This window comes from Anaerosacchariphilus hominis (assembly GCF_014290175.1).
Classification (GTDB): domain Bacteria; phylum Bacillota; class Clostridia; order Lachnospirales; family Lachnospiraceae; genus Laedolimicola; species Laedolimicola hominis.
In genome coordinates, this window is the sequence record NZ_JACOOR010000003.1 from 286,178 (window position 1) to 304,898 (window position 18,721).

19 protein-coding genes are annotated in these 18,721 nt (G+C 52.7%); 7 read left to right on the forward strand and 12 right to left on the reverse strand.

The window, feature by feature from the left end:
* Window position 1: 1 nt before the first annotated feature.
* From H8S44_RS06300 to H8S44_RS06320, 5 genes are all read right to left on the reverse strand, one after another.
* Window positions 2–2,926 carry an insulinase family protein gene (locus H8S44_RS06300; RefSeq protein WP_186871741.1) on the reverse strand — a complete coding sequence of 975 codons (2,925 nt, stop codon included), beginning with the start codon at window positions 2,924–2,926 and terminating at the stop codon, window positions 2–4.
* A gap of 208 nt (window positions 2,927–3,134) precedes the next feature.
* A complete protein-coding gene (locus H8S44_RS06305; protein WP_186871742.1) occupies window positions 3,135–3,392 on the reverse strand; it encodes an HPr family phosphocarrier protein in 258 nt (85 codons plus the stop codon).
* Between the two features lie 89 nt (window positions 3,393–3,481).
* A complete protein-coding gene (gene ptsP, locus H8S44_RS06310; protein WP_186871743.1) occupies window positions 3,482–5,089 on the reverse strand; it encodes a phosphoenolpyruvate--protein phosphotransferase in 1,608 nt (535 codons plus the stop codon).
* Between the two features lie 206 nt (window positions 5,090–5,295).
* Window positions 5,296–5,898 (reverse strand): biotin transporter BioY, encoded by a 603-nt coding sequence (locus tag H8S44_RS06315; protein ID WP_186871744.1) that lies wholly within the window; start codon window positions 5,896–5,898, stop codon window positions 5,296–5,298.
* 105 nt (window positions 5,899–6,003) lie between these two features.
* On the reverse strand, window positions 6,004–6,183 hold the full coding sequence (locus H8S44_RS06320; protein ID WP_186871745.1) for a hypothetical protein: 180 nt from the start codon (window positions 6,181–6,183) through the stop codon (window positions 6,004–6,006).
* Window positions 6,184–6,340: 157 nt separating this feature from the next.
* Between H8S44_RS06320 and H8S44_RS06325 the strand changes: the two genes are divergently transcribed.
* On the forward strand, window positions 6,341–6,661 hold the full coding sequence (locus tag H8S44_RS06325; RefSeq protein ID WP_186871746.1) for a helix-turn-helix domain-containing protein: 321 nt from the start codon (window positions 6,341–6,343) through the stop codon (window positions 6,659–6,661).
* A gap of 100 nt (window positions 6,662–6,761) precedes the next feature.
* The gene (locus tag H8S44_RS06330; protein WP_186871747.1) at window positions 6,762–7,607 is read left to right on the forward strand and encodes a beta-1,6-N-acetylglucosaminyltransferase; all 846 of its coding nucleotides are present in this window, start codon (window positions 6,762–6,764) and stop codon (window positions 7,605–7,607) included.
* A gap of 104 nt (window positions 7,608–7,711) precedes the next feature.
* Here H8S44_RS06330 and H8S44_RS06335 read toward each other — a convergent pair whose 3' ends face one another.
* Entirely contained in the window at window positions 7,712–8,713 is a 1,002-nt protein-coding gene (locus H8S44_RS06335; protein ID WP_186871748.1) for a DUF362 domain-containing protein, read from the reverse strand.
* Between the two features lie 105 nt (window positions 8,714–8,818).
* Between H8S44_RS06335 and H8S44_RS16585 the strand changes: the two genes are divergently transcribed.
* From H8S44_RS16585 to H8S44_RS06355, 4 genes are all read left to right on the forward strand, one after another.
* Window positions 8,819–8,953 carry a hypothetical protein gene (locus H8S44_RS16585; protein ID WP_279288084.1) on the forward strand — a complete coding sequence of 45 codons (135 nt, stop codon included), beginning with the start codon at window positions 8,819–8,821 and terminating at the stop codon, window positions 8,951–8,953.
* 108 nt (window positions 8,954–9,061) lie between these two features.
* On the forward strand, window positions 9,062–9,430 hold the full coding sequence (locus H8S44_RS06345; protein WP_186871749.1) for a GntR family transcriptional regulator: 369 nt from the start codon (window positions 9,062–9,064) through the stop codon (window positions 9,428–9,430).
* On the forward strand, window positions 9,431–10,129 hold the full coding sequence (locus tag H8S44_RS06350; protein WP_186871750.1) for an ABC transporter ATP-binding protein: 699 nt from the start codon (window positions 9,431–9,433) through the stop codon (window positions 10,127–10,129).
* Window positions 10,123–10,974, forward strand: a complete 852-nt coding sequence (locus H8S44_RS06355; RefSeq protein ID WP_186871751.1) for a hypothetical protein — start codon at window positions 10,123–10,125, stop codon at window positions 10,972–10,974. Before H8S44_RS06350 ends, H8S44_RS06355 begins: the two co-directional genes overlap by 7 nt.
* Before the next feature lie 6 nt (window positions 10,975–10,980).
* Here the strand turns inward: H8S44_RS06355 and H8S44_RS06360 are convergent, their stop codons facing one another.
* The 4 genes from H8S44_RS06360 to H8S44_RS06375 all read right to left on the reverse strand — a co-directional run bounded on the left by H8S44_RS06360 (window position 10,981) and on the right by H8S44_RS06375 (window position 15,953).
* On the reverse strand, window positions 10,981–11,574 hold the full coding sequence (locus H8S44_RS06360; protein ID WP_186871752.1) for a type 1 periplasmic-binding domain-containing protein: 594 nt from the start codon (window positions 11,572–11,574) through the stop codon (window positions 10,981–10,983).
* 34 nt (window positions 11,575–11,608) lie between these two features.
* The gene (locus H8S44_RS06365; protein ID WP_186871753.1) at window positions 11,609–13,096 is read right to left on the reverse strand and encodes a TRM11 family SAM-dependent methyltransferase; all 1,488 of its coding nucleotides are present in this window, start codon (window positions 13,094–13,096) and stop codon (window positions 11,609–11,611) included.
* A 75-nt stretch (window positions 13,097–13,171) separates the two neighbouring features.
* A complete protein-coding gene (locus H8S44_RS06370; RefSeq protein ID WP_186871754.1) occupies window positions 13,172–15,088 on the reverse strand; it encodes a CotH kinase family protein in 1,917 nt (638 codons plus the stop codon).
* Window positions 15,081–15,953 (reverse strand): GNAT family N-acetyltransferase, encoded by an 873-nt coding sequence (locus H8S44_RS06375; RefSeq protein ID WP_186871755.1) that lies wholly within the window; start codon window positions 15,951–15,953, stop codon window positions 15,081–15,083. Before H8S44_RS06375 ends, H8S44_RS06370 begins: the two co-directional genes overlap by 8 nt.
* Window positions 15,954–16,042: 89 nt before the next feature.
* Between H8S44_RS06375 and H8S44_RS06380 the strand changes: the two genes are divergently transcribed.
* Entirely contained in the window at window positions 16,043–16,564 is a 522-nt protein-coding gene (locus tag H8S44_RS06380) for a peptidylprolyl isomerase (RefSeq protein WP_186871756.1), read from the forward strand.
* Between the two features lie 51 nt (window positions 16,565–16,615).
* Here the strand turns inward: H8S44_RS06380 and H8S44_RS06385 are convergent, their stop codons facing one another.
* Together H8S44_RS06385 and H8S44_RS06390 are read right to left on the reverse strand one after the other, a co-directional pair.
* Window positions 16,616–17,944 carry a replication-associated recombination protein A gene (locus H8S44_RS06385; RefSeq protein ID WP_186871757.1) on the reverse strand — a complete coding sequence of 443 codons (1,329 nt, stop codon included), beginning with the start codon at window positions 17,942–17,944 and terminating at the stop codon, window positions 16,616–16,618.
* 15 nt (window positions 17,945–17,959) lie between these two features.
* Window positions 17,960–18,676: a polysaccharide deacetylase family protein gene (locus H8S44_RS06390; protein ID WP_330593404.1), complete on the reverse strand. Its 717-nt coding sequence runs from the start codon at window positions 18,674–18,676 to the stop codon at window positions 17,960–17,962.
* Window positions 18,677–18,721: the final 45 nt, after the last annotated feature.

Sequence of the window (18,721 nt, forward strand, 5' to 3'; positions counted from 1 at the left end):
TTTAGTGGAACAGGCTCTCTGTCACATCGAACAGAGTCTTCTGCTCTTCCAGCTTCTTCTCATTTCCGATGACGCAGATATGGTGTCCGTCCAGCATGGCCTGAAGATAAGGCGCCAGGGTGCGGATCTCCTCGCAGCCGCAGCCCAGCACCTGATCCCGCTCTCTCTGAACCTGCTCCCCGGTAACGCCGGTCATCCAGGCGCTTAAGGAACGCATGCCCTTGGCGTTGGGATTCAGGGGCGTATCCATGGAGCTGATGGTTCCAATGATATACTTGGTCATATCCCGCTCGGATACGGTAAAGTGTTTCGTATAGTCTACGCTCTCTTCAAAAATCTCGTTGGTCTTCTCCAGATTTGGATCCCGGTAGGATACCATGTAGCCGCTTCCGGTCCGGGTGTAGTTGTTCATGCAACCGTAGGCTCCGCCCTTGACACGCACATTGTTCCAGAGATAGTCATAACTCATGATGATCCGAAGGACCTTCAGGGCTCCCGTATAGGGCAGTCCCGCCTCCCGGAAGCTTCCGGCCCGGGCCACATACTGGATCTGGGCAGAGGTCTTCAGACCCTCGTTTTTATGCTCCGGCACCAGGGACCGCAGCACCTGGGGCGCTCCCGTATCCGGATAAAGGGCTTTCTGCAGGCCTTCCGCTTCCTTCAGAAGTCCCTCCAGGCTCTTCTTCTCTCCGGTGTAGCTGACAATCAGGTTCTCCGGCCGGAAGAGCTGACGGGTCAGCTCTGTGAGCTTCTTCGCCGCTTCCTCCCAGCCTTCCTCAAAGTGTCCGTCCAGCTCTTCCATAAAATGATAGAAGTCCACGCCGCCGGTCATATCGGAGAAAGCTGCGCTGGAGGAGAAATAAGACATGGCCCGCAGGGCAGCCATGGAGTGGCCAGAGGTCTGGAAAGCCATCTGCATCCGGGATTTGGTCTCCGCCACAATCTCCCGCAGACGCTTTTTGTCCGCGATCCTGGAGGTCATCAGCATTTCCCGTATCATGGCAAAGGCCGTCTTCTGCTCTTCATAGAGGGCCTTGCCGCGTACCTCGAAGACCGGCACATATTCTTTCGGATTCTTCACCTGGTCGTAGGTCCCCACGCTGCAGGAGATTCCGCCGGTATGAAGATTCAGCTCGTTGGAGAACTCACCGTAGCTGTAGTGCTCCGTATCCATCTGCCCCAGCACGCTCTTTAACAGACCCAGATAGGGAATCAGCTCCACCGGAACGCTGCCTGCCCGGAACACCAGATCCACGTAGCCGATGCCATTGGTAAACAGATCATGATGGAGAACCACTGCCTCCCCGGCCCGGTACTCCTCATTCTGGAAGGGCTGAGCCTTCTTCTCGATGTCCTCCCGGCGGAGCATGGGGATCTTCTCCAGATCCTCCTGGGGAGATGGCTCACTCTGATATGCCTTCAGATGCTTTGTAAAGTCCGCGATCTGCTGGCGTTCTTCAGGGCTTAAGCTCTCTTTGTAGGATGCCAGCTTCTCCTTCAGCTCTTCCTCCTGTCTGGCAGTCAGACCCTTTTCCGGCCGAATGGTAACCAGGGATCCGTGAGTATTCTGAAGCAGATAAGTGCGGATCAGTCCCTCAAAATAGCCCTCCGTCACCTGAGCCTTCAGGAAAGCAAAGGTGTCCAGCGCCTCCAGGTGAAGGAATGCGGAATCATCCCTGTAAAGCCAGCTGTCAAAGGCCTGAAGTCCGTACATGAGGCCCGCAGGATAGTTTCCGAAATCTGCCTCCCGGTAACGGAACTCAAAGTAATTGATGCCCGCCCGCAGGGCCTTTTCATCCAGCCCCTCATCCGCCAGCTTCCGTAAGGTATCTTCGATGGTCCTTACGAACTTCTCCTTCTGGGACTCGTTGGCATTCTTGGCGATAATGGAGAAAATGGGCTGCTTCACTCCATTGTCGTAGGAGCTCATGATATCGTGGCCGATGCCGGCGTCCAGCAGAGCCTGCTTCAGGGGCGCGCCAGGCGCGGACAAAAGCACATACTCCAACACCTGCATGGCCAGATACAGCTTCGCGTCCAGGGTATCGCCCACGGACTTATTATAGGACAAATAGGTATTATCCTCTTCGCTTTCCTCAGCAGAAATGGAATAATTCTTTACGATCTCCCGCATTTCTGTGAAGGGAGACTGAGTCTCCACCTCGGAATCAATGGCCTGATAATCGTAATGGCTCAGATACTTTTCATCCAGCCATTGGAGCTTCTCAGCCATATTGCAGTCTCCATATAGGAAAATATAGCTGTTGGAGGGATGATAATAACGTCTGTGAAAGTCCAGGAACTGTTCGTAGGTCAGATTCGGAATATACTCCGGATCGCCGCCGGACTCGTTGGCATAGGTGGTATCCGGATAAAGGGAATTCAGGATCTCCCGCTCCAGCACGCCCTCCGGAGAGGAAAAGGCTCCCTTCATCTCGTTGTAAACCACGCCATTCAGGGTCAGTTCGCTTTCCGGAGTCTCCATCTCATAGTGCCAGCCCTCCTGACGGAAGATCTCTTCTTTCTGATAAATATTCGGATAGAACACTGCGTCCATGTATACATGAATCAGGTTCTGAAAATCCTTGTCATTGCAGCTTGCAATGGGATATACGGTTTTATCCGGGTAGGTCATGGCATTCAGAAAGGTATTCAGGGAACCCTTTGCCAGCTCCACAAAAGGATCCTTCACTGGGAATTCCCGGGAGCCGCAGAGCACCGAATGTTCCAGAATATGGGCCACGCCAGTGTCGTCCGGCGCAGGGGTCCGAAATCCGATGTAAAACACCTTATTCACATCGTCATTGGATAAGAGGCATACCTTTGCCCCGGTCTTTTTATGCTTCAGATAATAGCCTGTGGAGTTCAGTTCCGCGATCTCACGCTTTTCCACCAGCTCATAAGCCTGTAATGCTTCTACTGTCATAGTATTCTCCCGTTTCTCTTCTATCATATTTGCCCATCGAAAAAATGAACATCTGTCATGTAGTATACCACCTTTTTACCGGATTTAAAAGCCATAAGTCATTCCGTAAAGGAATCCTGCCATAACATAAAAACGACGCCGCAGATCGGTCTGACCGAATCTGCGGCGTCGTCCGCACACTTTTTGAATCGCTCCAAAAAGCTTTTTCTTACAGGTTGTCCTCGAAGAACTTCTTGATGGTCTCGTACGCTGCGTCCTCGTCCTCGCCCTCGATGGAAACGGTAACTTCTACGCCCTTCTTAACGCCCATGGACATAACAGCCATGATTCTCTTAGCGTCTGCCTTCTTAGCGCCGCTGTCCAGAGTGATCGCGCTCTTGAACTTTGCTGCTTCCTTTACCAGAAGTCCTGCCGGTCTTGCGTGAAGTCCCAGTTCGTCCATAACTACATACTTAAATTCTTTCATGATGTATTCTCCTTTGCTCTTATAATTTATAGCTGTAAGCCGGGCTGCTCCCGGCTTACTATCTGAGTGATATAACCTGTCCGCTTGAATTATTCTGCCTCGCGAATCTTCTTACGCAGCTCCAGTGTAAATACCGGAGATACGGACAGCTCATCGATACCCATCTGGATAAAGCGGCGGGTCAGTTCCATGTCTGCTCCCAGCTCTCCACAAATGCCGCACCATGCGCCGTGTGCGTGCGCACACTCGATGGTTCTCTGAATCATACGGAGCACTGCCTCATGATGAGGATCATAGATATCGTCCAGAGACTGGTTCTGACGGTCGATGGCCAGTGTGTACTGGGTCAGGTCGTTGGTTCCGATACTGAAGAAATCTACTTCCGGAGCCAGCATATCGGCGATCATAACAGCTGCCGGTGTCTCTACCATGATACCAAGCTCCACATCACCGAAGGGGATATCCTTCTTGCGAAGCTCTTCCTTTACTTCCTCTACGATCTCTTTGATCTTCTTTACTTCCTTTACGGAAATGATCATCGGGAACATGATGGAAGCAGTACCGTAAGCGCTGGCACGGAAAATAGCGCGCAACTGGGTCTTGAATACTTCCGGTCTGTTCAGGCAGATACGGATGGCACGGAAGCCCATGGCCGGGTTCTCTTCCTTCGGAATATTAAAGTAATCCGCCTGCTTATCTGCTCCGATGTCCAGGGTACGGATGATAACTTTCTTACCGTTCATTTTGGAAATAACGTTCTTATATACCTGGAACTGCTCCTCCTCGGTGGGATAGGTGTCACGGCCCAGATACAGGAACTCGCTCCGGAACAGGCCGATACCCTCGGAGTCGTTCTCCAGAACAGCATCCACATCTTCTTCGCTTCCGATATTTGCGTACAGATGGATGTGCTTTCCACTCTTTGTCACAGTGGGCAGTCCCTTCAGACTCTGGAGCAGAAGTTTGCGCTCTTCCTTCTCTTCCATAACTGCTGCGGTCACCTCATCCGGCTCAATGTAAATATTGCCGGTGAAGCCGTCTACGATACCCTGCTTTCCGGTCAGCTCCGGATCCAGGTCGATATCTGCGGTAACGATACACGGAATATTCATCATACGCGCCAGAATCGCGGTATGAGAGTTCGCGGAACCCTTCTGGGTAACCAGTGCCAGGATCTTATCTTTTTCAAACTGTACAGTCTCGCTGGGGGCCAAATCCTCTGCCATGATGATCACCGGCTCCGGCATCGCCTCTGCGCTTACCTGAGTACCGCTTAAGATGGCAATTAATCGGTTGGAGATATCGTTCACGTCTGCAGCACGTCCGCGCATATAGTCGTCATCCATACTCATGAAGATGGCCGCGCACTGCTCGCCGGTAACAAATACAGCATACTCCGCATTCACCTTATCTTGCTCGATCATGCCTGTGATGCCTTCCACAAAGTCCAGATCCTCCAGCAACATCTGATGTGCTTCAAAGATCTCAGCCTCTGCTTCTCCCACATCCTTCATGGTCTTCTCTTTCAGCAGCTCCAGCTGCTCCTTCGCCTTTTCCTTGGCTGCCATATAACGGGCTACTTCCGCCTCGGTATCCTCGACCGTATGCTTCTCTACGACCTGCTTTGCTTTCTTATAAATGAAAAGCTTGCCAATCGCTACTCCGGAAAAGACGCTTTTTCCATGACGAGTTTCCATATAAAAATTCCTCCCTGACTTTCTATTTTGTGCATCTTGCACACTGTGGAATCATACCCATATCTATTTGTTAATATAACAGTTTGACAGGAAAAAGTCAATGGGTTTCTCTTTTACAGAACGCTTTACAGAACGGCAGAAAAAAGCGGCAGAGCTTTCCAGCCCTACCGCTTTTTTTCTGCCTTTTATTCTGCTTTTCGTCCCTTTCAGGCCTTTCTTCCCCGCAGCAGTCCCGCCTGGAGCAGACGGTTCCGAAGAGTAGTACCCAGAAGATCCGCCGCAATCATTTTTGCCAGATCTCCGGGAATAAAGGGAATCACGCCCGCTCCCAGAGCCGCGTAAAAGCCCATACCTGCCGTGTGGGCCAGCCAGGCTGTCCCGAAGAAATACAGCACCGCGGTTCCCAGAATCATGCCAAGCAGTGCCAGCGCATACTGCTTTCCTTTTGCTCCGGCGTCCCTTCCTATAAAAACACCTGCAATGGCTGCCAGAAAAATATAACCGATGAGATAGCCGCCTGTGGGACCCAGAAGCTTCTGGGCTCCTCCTGTATAGCCGGCAAAAACCGGAAGGCCAGCCAAACCCAGCAGCAGATAAATCACGCAGCTTAAGGTACCAAGCCGTGCTCCCAGCACGGTCACGGCCAGATATACAGCCAGGCTTCCCAGAGATATGGGCACGGGGCTCACGGGAATCACCAGAGATATGGGTCCCAAAATGCAGAGCACCGCCGCCATCAGCGCGGTCAGGGTCAGTTCATGGGTGGTTAGTTTTTTTGTGGATTGATTTGTCTTTTCCTGTGTACTCATTCTCACATCCTCCTCTGTTCGGAATCAGTATACAGAATCGCCTTCCGATTGTCAACTTATTTTTAAAAATGGTTGACAATCGGAGGTTTTAATATTTCTCCGCTGTCAACGCGACTCTCCATTCTTTCTATCAGGCCCAAACAATTCCTCCGGGTAGGTCCGTCCCTTCACCATTCCCTGCAGGGCCTCCCATTCCTGCTCCAGCTCCCTCCTGCAGTCCCGCCGGATCGCTTCCGAAACCGAATCCCGGTTAAACCCCCTCTTCTTTTTCTGTCTTCGATTCATTTTCGTCCCCCTGTCATGGTTTGTTTGCCTATTCTGTCGTCATTATATCACAGTTTAAACGGTTTATCTACGTTTTTCAGCGGTTTATAACTCTTTTATCTCGGCCATACTCTATATTAAAATAAAAACAACTATAAGAAATCCCGGAGCTGCTTTCATGTACGAAGAAAACTTTTGTATCAGACGCATCAGAGAACTGATGGAGAAAAATGATTTCAATCCCTACCGCCTGGCCGTAAAGTCCGGCATTTCTCTGTCCACGCTGAATTCCATGCTCCGGAAGAATACAGAACCCCGGGTGGAGACCATTGATAAAATCTGTTCTGCCTGCGATATTTCCATCGCCCAGTTTTTCGACCGTTCCTCTACGGATCTGTCCCCGGATCAGAAGCAGCTTCTGGACGGATACTGTAATCTTTCCCCGGCCGGAAAGGATCGGCTTCTTTCCTATCTCGGATATCTTTCCCAAAATGATTAAACCGGCGTATCTTTTTTTCTGTTTTTATGCTACACTGGATAAGACCGGAGACGGGTGCGCCTGTTCTGTCCGGCTGACTTGAATTTGATGGAGTATTTTTATGAACAGACACGCCTATCTGATTATGGCCCATAACCATTTTGACTTTTTAAAGGATCTCCTGCTGCGTCTGGACGATCCCCGAAACGATATTTATCTTCATGTGGACGCAGCTGCCTCAGACTTTCACCCCGGGGAGTTCACAAATCTTCTTTCCTCCTCCCGGCTGTTTCTGACGGATCGCCTGCGTGTCCACTGGGGCGGCTACAGCCAGATCGCCGCGGAACTCACTTTGCTCAGGGCCGCTTCCCGGGAGCATTATCTCTACTACCATCTGCTGTCCGGCTCTGATCTTCCCCTGAAAAGCCAGGAGCAGATTCATACCTTCTTTGATACCTGGTCCGGCAAGGAGTTTCTGGCCTTTGACAGCCTTCCTGTTCCCGTCTCTGTGACAGAACGCATCTCCCTGTGGCACTTTTTCCGGGAGAGCCGCTTTCCCTTAGCGGAGCCTCTGGATCATCTGCTGACTCTGATTCAGCGGCTTCTCCATGTGAACCGACTGAAAAAAGAAACCTTTTCTGTCCGAAAGGGGCCTAACTGGTTCAGCATCACGGACAATTTCGCCCAGTATGTGCTTCAGCAGGAGGACTGGATTCAGGCTCATTTCCGTCGTTCGGTCTGCGCGGACGAGCTTTTTTTACAGACCCTGGCTGTGAACTCCCCCTTCCGTCCCCATATCTACGACGAAGAGGGGCGCACCGGCTCCATGGCAAATCTGCGCTATGTGGACTGGGAGGGCGGCAACGGCAACAGTCCCCGGACCTTTCAGGAAACCGACCGGGACATGCTGCTGGCCCAACCCCATCTGTTTGCACGGAAGTTTGAGCGGGATATTTTTATGGAATAGGGAATTCTATCGGAATTTCCTATTCCATAAAATAATCCCCTGGTTCCGGATGGTTTGTATGCCATCCGGAATCCGGAAATTTCAATAAATTCAAGTTTTTTCGTCTACTCCGCATGGAAAGGTTTTACATCCTTCACCGCGTCCTTCACACTGATTTCCTTATCATCCGCGTCGATGTCCAGCAGACGGTAACGGTCATTTCCCATGCCCAGCTCCTTCATGTAGGTCAGCTGGCGCAGGCCGTGACGGGTCTCCATACGCTCAACCAGGGCGTGATGGTCATGCTCATTCAGGGCGTATACCAGGTCTACGGAAGCCTGATCCACTGCCAGGATATCTGTGGAAGCCACGATACCGATATTCGGGGTCACCACCGGCTCCGCAGCCACGCCCTCGCAGTCGCAGGATACGGACATGTTCCGAAGGACATTGATATATACGATCTTATCTCCGAAGTGATCGAATACGGACTTGGTGGACTCGGTCATACGCTCCATCAGTTCTTCCTCGGCGATGCTCCACTGGTTGCCGGATCCCTTCACGGTGTGAATCCACTTTTTCCCAATACGACCGTCCGCGCAGCCGATTCCGATATTTTTATTGGAGCCGCCGAAGCCGCCCATGGTATGTCCCTTGAAATGGGTCAGGGCCACAAAGGAATCGTAGTTCTTCAGATGATCTCCCACGGACATATCTGTGAACCACTTGCCTCCCTGAACAGGAAAGAGCTCAGTGCCCTCCTCGTCCATGATGTCCACCGGGCAAAAGGTCCAGCCGTTGACCTTCAGGGTCTCCCGGTGCGCCTCTGTGGTGTAGCGGTCGCCTTCATAATAGGTATTGGTCTCCACGATATTTCCATCGGGAATATCATTTTTTATCAGGGCCTCCACCCAGGGCCGGGGAATGATATTCGGGCCGTGCTTCTCTCCGGTGTGCAGCTTTACAGCCACCTTTCCGGTCAGGTTTCCCTTTACCTTTCCAAAAATCCTGTGCAGTCCATCCGCGGACAGGTCGCTGGTAAAATATACCGTGGACTCGCCGCCGGTACGCTCCTCATAGGGAATATAATGCTCTCCTCCCGTTCCGGGCCTCTTCTTTTCTGTCATGGTTACTCCTCCTTATCCTTCCCGTTTTCCTGTTGGTTACATGGGATGACTCCCCGTCTTTTTTTATTGTAAACATTAAACCTTACTTCAAGTCAAGTATTTTCTGTGAACTTTCATAAATGCTGGAGGAAACCCGCCCTGAAAAGAGCAGACGTGGGAATCGCCCTGGTAGACGATCAGGTACAGGAGCTTCCCCATCTTCTGGCCCTGTCCAAACGTATGATGATCACCATCAAATAATTCTTAAAACTTTCTGAATCCTCTATTTCCCCCTTGACATTTTTCTATATCCGCATTATTGTATTAATTAAATAATACAATTTATTACTTAGAAAGGAGCGTGATTCCATGCCATGGACCCTTGACGACTCCCGCCCCATCTACCTGCAGCTGGAAGACCTCATCAAAGCCAGAATCATCGCAGGTACCTACAAACCGGGCGAGAGACTCCCATCTGTGCGGGAACTGGCCGCCGAAGCAGCCGTCAATCCAAACACCATGCAAAAAGCCCTGACCGAACTGGAGCGCAGCGGCCTGGTCTATGTCCAGCGCACCAGCGGCCGGTTCATCACGGAGGATACGAATATTATGAAGGAACTGAAAGAACATCTGGCCAAGGAGCAGATTCAGCTCTTCCTGACCCATATGAAGCAGCTGGGCTTTCAGAAAGAAGACATCATCCGTCTTCTTACACAGGAAATAAAGGAGGAAATATAAATGAATGAACTCTTGACATGTGTTGATCTGACCAAACAGTACGGTTCCAAGACCGCCCTGGACAGCATCAACCTGATCATTCCCCGGGGACGCATCATCGGTCTTCTGGGTCCCAACGGCAGCGGCAAGACCACTCTCATTAAACTGATCAACGGCCTGCTCTCCCCCACCTTCGGCCATCTCTATATCAATGGCATGGAGCCGGGTCCGGAGACGAAAAAGGTCGTGTCCTATCTGCCTGAGCGGACGTATTTCAACAGCTGGATGAAGGTAACGGACATTCTGAACTTCTTCTGTGACTTTTACGCAGATTTCAGCCGCGTCCGCGCCGAGGATATGCTGCAGCACTTAGGCATCGACCCCAAGGCCCGCCTGTCCGCCATGTCCAAGGGCACGAAAGAGAAGGTACAGCTTATCATGGTCATGAGCCGGGACGCAGACCTCTACTGTCTGGACGAACCCATCGGCGGCGTGGATCCGGCAGCCCGGGACTATATCCTACAGACCATCATTTCCAATTATAATGAACATGCGTCGGTTCTGATCTCCACTCACCTCATTTCCGATATCGAAAATGTACTGGACGACGTAATCTTCATTCAGAACGGCCATATCCGCCTGCACGCTTCCGTGGATGCCATCCGGGAGCAGGAAGGCAAGTCCGTAGACGCATTATTCAGGGAGGTATTCAGATGTTAAGAAAACTGATCAAACATGAATTCAAGTCTGTGAACCGGCTGATGATCCCGCTGCATCTGGGGCTCATTGCCATTACGATTATCGGACGCTTTTACATACAGCTGGCTTTAAAACAGTATCCCGTACTGACCGGAGATAATGTCTGGCTGAATCTCGCCAATATGTCCCTGATGCTCTTTTATATCGTCGCTTTGATGGCTGTGGGGCTCACTTCCATGATTTATCTCTCGATTCTGCGCCCCCGGAAGAACCTGTTTACGGATGAAGGCTATCTGATGCACACCCTTCCGGTATCGGCCCACGCCCATATCTGGAGTAAACTTATCGTAGCTGCCATCTGGCTGACCATTGACACGGCTCTGATTATCCTCTCCGTGTTCACCATGTTTGTGAACCCGGATTTCATCAGAGAAATCTTTACAGCGCTTCCGGATCTCCTGTCCAGCTTCCGGGAAACTTTTGGGATTTCCATGGGGACGGCCATCGCAGTGTATATACCGCTTTTTATTCTCAGTACGCTGGCCAGTCTGCTGGTGATCGATATGTCTATTGCCATCGGTCACAGCTTTAACAGTCACAAGGTGCTGTCGTCTGTGGGCGTCTACGTGGGGGCTACCGTTCTTCGGAATCTGCTGGGAACTATTCTGCAGACTCTTGCGGGGGTGGTTACTTCCGGAGATACTGCTGGAATTTCGCTGGGAACCTTTATTTTTTATTATTCGAATCTATCTACGACGGTATTCTGGTTGGGCTGCGCCATGGCCGCTTTGATGGCGGCTATTACGATGGGAGTGGCTTATCCGCTGACCTATTATTTTATGACCCGGAAACTGAATCTTGAATAGTTTACTTTATTTGGATGCCGTGAACGTGTTTTTTATGAGTTCAGCTGCTTCCACCGCCGTCCCGACGCAGGCGTCAGCGCTTGCGTCGGTTACCGGATCCGCGAAGGCTGCCACGTAAATTCCTACCCCGCGGGCGGCGGAGAGGACGCTTTCCAGCGCTTCCGCGTGGTTCGGATGGATGGCAATGACAGAGACCCCTTCGGCTACCAGGGCGTCCGTGGCCAGCATCTGGTATTCGATTGCGTCCACATCGCAGAGAATGAAGGTGCCCGCCTCCAGGGCTCGGGCCTCCCCGGCGTCGGAGGCCGTCACGTCCGGGGTTTCTACCAGAAGCTCTGCGCCCAGTTCCTGGGCCAGGCTCTGGAAAGCCGCCTCTGTCTCCTGATTTTCCGGATCATCCCGGCTGGTCAGAATCAGGCCCATACGCAGGGGGCCAGTTTCATTCTGAACCCTTTGAACCGCATCCGGCGTTTCTTCCGTCGCCCCGGCCTGCGGCTGTCCACAGCCTGCCAGAAGAACCGCCGTCAGCAAAAAAACGCCTGCCGCCCTCACGGCTTTCCCCTGCTTCTGTTTTCCATAGCTCCGTTTCCTATCTCTCATTTTCCCGTATCTTTGCTTGCTCTCCATGCTTTTCTCAGCCTCCATAGCGGACTGCCAGAAACCAGGTATCCTCTTTCTCACTGATCCGCCATTCCTGCTCCAGCTTCATGCCCGGGATTTCCCGGATCCGGCGCTTGGCGTAGCCTCTGTCATGGACATAGGCCAGAATCATGGACCCGGGGTTCAAAAGCTCCGCTGCCTGCTCATACAGGGCCCGGTACAAACTGTCCACGTCGTGGGACGTCCGGTTCTTTCCCTCTGTGGGCATGTCTGTGATGATCTCATCGAACTTGTATTCATGTTGGAAGTCCCTGAGATCCTTATTAATAAAGTGAGCCGGTACGCCTGCGATTCCCGCGTTTTCCCGTGCCCCTCGGATGGCGGGGCCAAAGAGATCCACGCCGTAGAGGGTGTCCGCATGAACGGCGTAGTTCCGCTCCAGAAGCAGGGTTCCCGTCCCGCAGAAGGGATCCAACACTCGAGCATCTTTCTTCAGATAGGGCTTTGCCAGCTCCACCAGGACCGCCGCCAGGGCCGGCTGCATGGATGCGGCGATGCTCTGCTTCCGGTATGTGAATCTTCGATCCGGCAGGGCTCCGATCTTCAGCAAAGGCAGATAGCCTCCCGACTTTTTCTGAATCAGCCGAAGCTCCACTTCATAATCGGAGGTATCGTTCAAAAGGGCACCGTCAGTCTCCCGCATGAGGCCGTCCGCCAGCTTTTTCGTGAACCGGCTGCGCTCCTCCAGGGTCATCCTGCTGCGGCACTCGATCCGGAAGCGCCATGGCGCTCCGCCTCCGCAGTGAAGCTTCAGAAGCGCCAGAAGATTCGAAGCGCCAAGCTCCCGCGCGGCTTCATCTCCGGATACTTCGTCAATATCCAGACAGAACAGCAGCTCTCTCCAGGTGCGGATTCCCAGAAGCTCTGTCAGCTCTCCTCCCCGTACCCGCATGCCGGATCCCATCAGGCTCACCTGTCCCTTTGTAATCTGCCGGGCTGTCAGCTCCCGGTACTCCTTCCAGGTGGTCAGAATCACATCCACCGGTTCTTCCATTCCTGTAAAGCGCCGTTTTTTCGCAACCTCATATTCGGAAAGCAGACCATTTAAAGCTTCCAGTTCTTCCCGCAGATGCTTTTCATTTTCCGCCGTGCGGGTCTCGCTCAAAAGCTCCTGTCTCCGCTTCTTTAAAGTCTCCAGCCGTTCCTCGCAGTCGCAGCCCTGCAGGGCTGTCAGATAAGCGCTCTTTACAAAGCGCTGGTCTTCCTTCCCATAGGCTTCAAAGAGCGCATCCCGACACACATCCGTACCCAGACAGCCCAGTACCAGGGCCACATTTTTTCGTGTCTTTGCGTCCTCCGACTGAAGCAGGGAAAGCAGTACTCCCGGCTCCTCCTCGAACCTCTCATCCAACCACAGTCCGGCTGCTCTTCCCTCTGCCCTATCCCGCAGCAACGCCCGCATGGCGGACAGATTCTGCCGGATATTCTTTCCTTCTTTTATCTCTTCATATAAATTCTGCATCTTCCATACCTTTCTGCTTTCAGGCGAAGCTCCATCGGATTCCGCCTCTGTACTGCCGCCTTTTCCCGACTGCTCCTACTCGTCCCACACAGGGGTCACGGTGATATCCTCTGTGATGGACGTCAGCTCGTCAATACGTTCGTCCGTCCCCTCCAGCACCCAGCCGCTGGCCCAGGAGCTGTCCACCTCGTTTGGCAAGTACCCGATGGGCTCACCCTTCACCACGGAAATAGCATAAATCAGCTCTCCCTCCAGGTTCAGGAACCGCACCTCTTTTGTCTCTGCTTCACCTATCCAGACCTCGTCCAAAAAGGTTTTCCGTTCCTTCAGGAACTGCTGGATATACTCCTGCTTGTCCTCACAGCCCACCACCTCGTCATGCTCTTGATAAATAGGCAGAAAGCGCTGAATATCCAGTACCGAGGACTCCCGGATGGTGTCCGCATACTCGCTGACCTTCTTCTCCGCCATAGTTTCCAGATAGTCTGAGAACTTCTCCGCGTACTCCTTCCGGACTGCCTCCATGAACTCCGGCTGATGGCAGAGATAGTAGAACCAACGGGTGCTCCGACCGCTGTGGAGCATCATATAGCTGATATTCCGGGTGTTCCGGTTATAGCCGCCCACCCGGCCGAAGGCTTTGTCAAAATCCCAGACCGGTCCGCCGTAGATCTTGGAATCCACGGAATCACTGTCCTTATAAAAGAAAGAGCTGGTCAGTCCGCCTGCGTTATTTCGGCTGATTTCCTCCACGATATACTTGTCCGCCCAGGAATCCAGGTCGATGTATTCCGTAAAGTGCTTTCCGGTGGAAGGGCTTCGGCCATCCTCCGCCTTGATGGCGTCCTCGATATCCTGCATGATGCCTGAGATATACGCTATCTCCTGTCGGGAAGCGTGCAGGGGACTCTTGATCACATACTGCTCTCCCCCGTCGGTCACGAAACCGCTGATCTCCGCCGCGTACTTCTGGGAATAATCATGCTCTATCAGATACCCTCCTGTGATATCCTCGGGATTCACCGCCAGATCCACGCCTTTTTGCTTCTCATTCTCCGTAATATATCGATATGCCTCGTCCAGATTTCCATTCAGCCTCTTATTCTGCTTTTCCAGATCCTGAAGTTCCAGCCGGTTCTCACCCAGCTCGATCTTCTCGCAGAGCATGTACATACCATTATATCTGCCATTAAAATACACATCCACATAGACAGACTCTGTACTGCCCTCCATGCCCGCCTGAATGGCCATGTCGTAGGCCAGCTTATTGCGGATATAGGAGGGATCGTATACATTGCTCAGAAGAATCCAACTGTCTGATTTTCCCATACCGAAGAGATCTGCAGCTGAGGACATGCGGATATGATAGGACTTCTTTTCAAAGGTAAAGGTCTGATTGCCCCGGGCGGAAACGGTCTTCAGGCTGTCCACCAGAAGGGTCCTTCCATTCTGATCCAGGATCTCGATGGTTCCCTCTTCTTTCCGATCCTTGTCCTCGTCCAGATACTCCATGCTTCCGCTGTCCGTATTCACGTAGACCGTGGGAAGGTTGCCTGACTTCAGGAACGTCACCTGCATCATCAGTTTTTCCTTGCCGCCTCTGTCCAGAAGCTTCAGATCGTAGACCACATTTTCCCGAAAGGCTGTGGTTCCCGTCTGATTCCGCTTTACGGTAACAGTCTCCCCATCCCCGCTTTCAAAGACGACCCGATCTGCCAGGGTTCCCACCTTCAGAGATGTGAGATCTGCATAGGAAGGCAGAAATACATACCCCATTCCCTCATCGGCTCTTCCCTCGGAGGCCACATAGCAGGAGGTGGTTTTTCCACCGGAATAGGTAAAGGTAACCAGCTTTTCCACCTGGTATTCCCTCACTGCCCTCGCAAACTTCAGTTCCGCGCTCACCATCGGAAAACAAATCAGCGGAAATACTACCAGAAGAAGGAACAGAATCCCTCCGCACAGTTTCCGCCTTTTTTTTATATCAAGCATCTGTTTCTCCCTTATTTTTCCAAATATATCGATACAGTTTTTTTTCATGATAACGAAAAATCCGTTCTCTGTCAAACCCCAGCTTCTCCAGAAGACGCTGGGACTTCTGGTTCTCTTCCTCCACGTAAGCGGCCACCTGCTCAAACTCCAGGGTCCGGGTCCCATAGGCCAGAACAGCCCTGCAGGCCTCCTCCGCGTATCCTCTTCTCCGATAGTCCCTGTCCATGAGATACCCCAGATCCACCTCGGAAAAGTCCAGATAATCAGCGATGCCAAAACCAGCCCTTCCGATAAGTCTGCCGCTGTTCTTCTCAATGACCACCCACATGCCGAACTGGTAGAGTCCGTACATATAGTCGATATAAGCACGGACCTTCTCTTCTTCCTCCTGAGGCGTAAGTCCCCGGGTCTCTTCCGCTTCTTCTATCTGAAAGGACCCGTTTCTCCGGTACAGCTCGTTGACCTCTTCCAGATCCGAAAGGGTCATTTCCCGGATCAGAAGATGTTCTGTCTCCGCGATCTGCACCGGCAGCCCCAGAGCCCTGGTATGGACATTCCGAAGAAAGGGGGCGTCCACCTCTTGGAAGCCCTCCAGAAGGATCTTACAGCCGCTCAATCTTTCGTCCGGAAGCTGCGGATTCAGGTAGCCGATGCAGAAAAATCCGCCCTCCAGCGCGATTTTCTCCTGTCTGTCCGTCTCCACCAGGCACAGAAGCTCCCTGGGCTGTGCAGCCAGCTCCCCCGCGGCTCTCCTAAGTTCCGCCGCCGTACCGCCTACCGTTTCCCGCCAGGGCAGTCCGTCCCGGTTCAAATTTTCTTTCAGAAGTCCCCCGCCGGTCACTTCCAGAATCAGTCCCTTCAGCATAAAAACTCCTTTACGTCTTCTTCCTTTTCCGTTAAAATAGATTCCATACGATGCGCGCAGGAACGCGCGCAGGAAAAGGAGATTATACTATGGCACAGAATCCAATCGTTACCATCGAAATGGAAAACGGCGACATCATCAAAGCCGAGCTTTATCCGGAGATCGCTCCGAATACCGTAAATAACTTCATTAGCCTGGTGAAAAAGGGCTTCTACAACGGCCTGATCTTCCATCGGGTTATCAATGGTTTTATGATCCAGGGCGGCTGCCCGGACGGACTGGGCACCGGTGGCCCGGGATATTCCATCAAAGGCGAGTTCGCGCAAAACGGCGTAACCAATGATCTGGCTCACACCCCCGGCGTTCTCTCCATGGCCAGAGCCATGCACCCTGACTCCGCAGGATCCCAGTTCTTCATCATGCACAAGACCTCTCCCCATCTGGACGGCGCTTACGCGGCTTTCGGAAAGGTTACCGAAGGTCTGGACGTGGTCGATAAGATCGCAAAGACCCACACAGACTTCCGGGATCGCCCCATGAAGCCCCAGGTGATGAAGTCCGTCACCGTAGAGACTTTCGGCGTGGACTATCCGGAGCCGGAGACCCTGTAGGTCCTGTTATCCGAATTCTTAGTTGTACCAATTTCTTATCCCGGCGTGGAATCATTCTTCCCCGCCGGGATGTTTTATTTTCCGGAAATATTCCTGAATCTGCTTTTCATAGCCATTGTCCGAGGGCTCGTAGAACTTCTCCCCCAGCACCTCGTCAGGCAGATACTGCTGCTCCACATAATGATTGGGATAATCATGGGCGTACTTGTAGCCGATGCCGTGGCCCAGCTTCCCCGCCCCGTGGTAATGGGCGTCCTGCAGATGAGGCGGCACGCTGGTGCGCCTGGTCTTTACGGAATCCATGGCTTTGAAAATGGCGTTCACCGCTGAATTGCTCTTAGGCGCGCAGGCCACGTAGGAGGCTGCCTGGGCCAGAATAATCTGGGCCTCCGGGAAGCCGATGCGTTCCACCGCCTGGGCTGCGGACACAGCCACAGTCAGCGCCATGGGATCCGCGTTTCCCACGTCCTCGGAGGCGCAAATCATGATTCTCCGGGCGATGAACCGCTCATCCTCCCCCGCATAAATCATTTTCGCCAGATAATATACAGCCGCGTCCGGATCGGAACCCCGCATACTTTTGATAAAGGCTGAAATGGTGTCGTAGTGATTGTCCCCGGTCTTATCATAGCGCACGGTACGCTTCTGGATGCACTCCGCCATCACCTCCGGGGTCAGATATATCTTCCCGTCCTCAGATTTTTCCGTGGTCAGGACACCCAACTCCACAGCGTTCAGAGCCGCCCGGGCATCTCCCCCGGCGATATCCGCCAGGAAGTCCGCCGCCTCTTCGGTGATTTCCGCCTGATAGGCCCCCATGCCCCGCTCCGTATCGCTGACGGCCCGGTGGATCAGTTCCCGGATATCTTCTTTTTCCAGAGGCTTAAGTTCAAAGACCACGGACCGGGACAGAAGCGCCCCGTTTACCTCAAAATAGGGATTCTCTGTGGTGGCTCCGATAAGGATCACGGTTCCATCCTCTACAAAGGGAAGCAGATAGTCCTGCTGGCCCTTATTAAACCGATGAATCTCGTCCACGAACAGGATCGTTTTCCTGCCGTACATGCCCCGATTATCCCTGGCCCTGGCCACCACGGCCTCCATATCCTTTTTTCCGGCCACGGTAGCGTTCAGCTGCGTGAAATCTGCCTTTGTGGTATGGGCGATAACCTTGGCTATGGTGGTCTTTCCCGTGCCCGGCGGCCCATAAAAGATCAGGGAACTGAGTTTATCGGCCCGGATAGCCCGGTAAAGCAGCTTGTCCTTCCCCAGAATATGTTTCTGTCCCACGATCTCGTCCAGAGTCCGGGGACGCAGGCGGGAGGCCAGCGGGGCTTCCTGCTCCATGGTGTTCTCCCGCATATAATCAAATAAATCCATGTTCTTATCTCCTGTTTATTCCAGAATCAGTTCCTCCACCGTGACAAATTCATAGCCCTGAGCCTTCAGCTCATCCACGATGCGAAGGGCCGCCTCCACGCTGGTGGCATAGGAATCGTGCATGAGAATCACGTCGTTTTCTTCCACCTCGCCCAGAACCTTTTTCACGATCTGCTCTGTATTTTTCAGCTTCCAGTCCAGGGTATCCAATGACCAGAATACAGGTAACATGATCACATCACATTCCAGGCTCTTATTCCAGTTTCCGTAAGGCGGCCGGATATATTCCACCGGCTGACCGGTGATCTCCGCGATCAGTCTCCCTGTCTCAGTGATTTCCCGGCAGGCCTCCGCCTCAGTCAGAGAGTTGATATCCACGTGGTAATAGGTATGATTGCCGATAAGGTGGCCTTCCTCCGCCATCCGCTTCACCACGTCCTCCCGACCCTCGATATTGGCTCCCAGCAGGAAAAAAGTAGCCTTCACCCGGCGCTCCGCCAGTCCGTCCAGCAAGAGCTCTGTGTAATAGGGATGGGGGCCGTCGTCGAAGGTCAGGGCCAGCCGACGGCTCTCTTTGGTATCAGTTTGTATCGAAACCTCTGCCTCTGCGGCCTGATACGCTTCCTGCACGCTGCCCATCAGTCCCCGCTGCCCAAAGACTCCCGTCATTCCCAATATCCATAACAGCACAAGGACTCCTGTAAGCCGTCTTCTGTTCCATCTGCCGTCCACAGCCGTCTCCCTGTATGCTTTTACTGTAAATATATGCAGACAGAG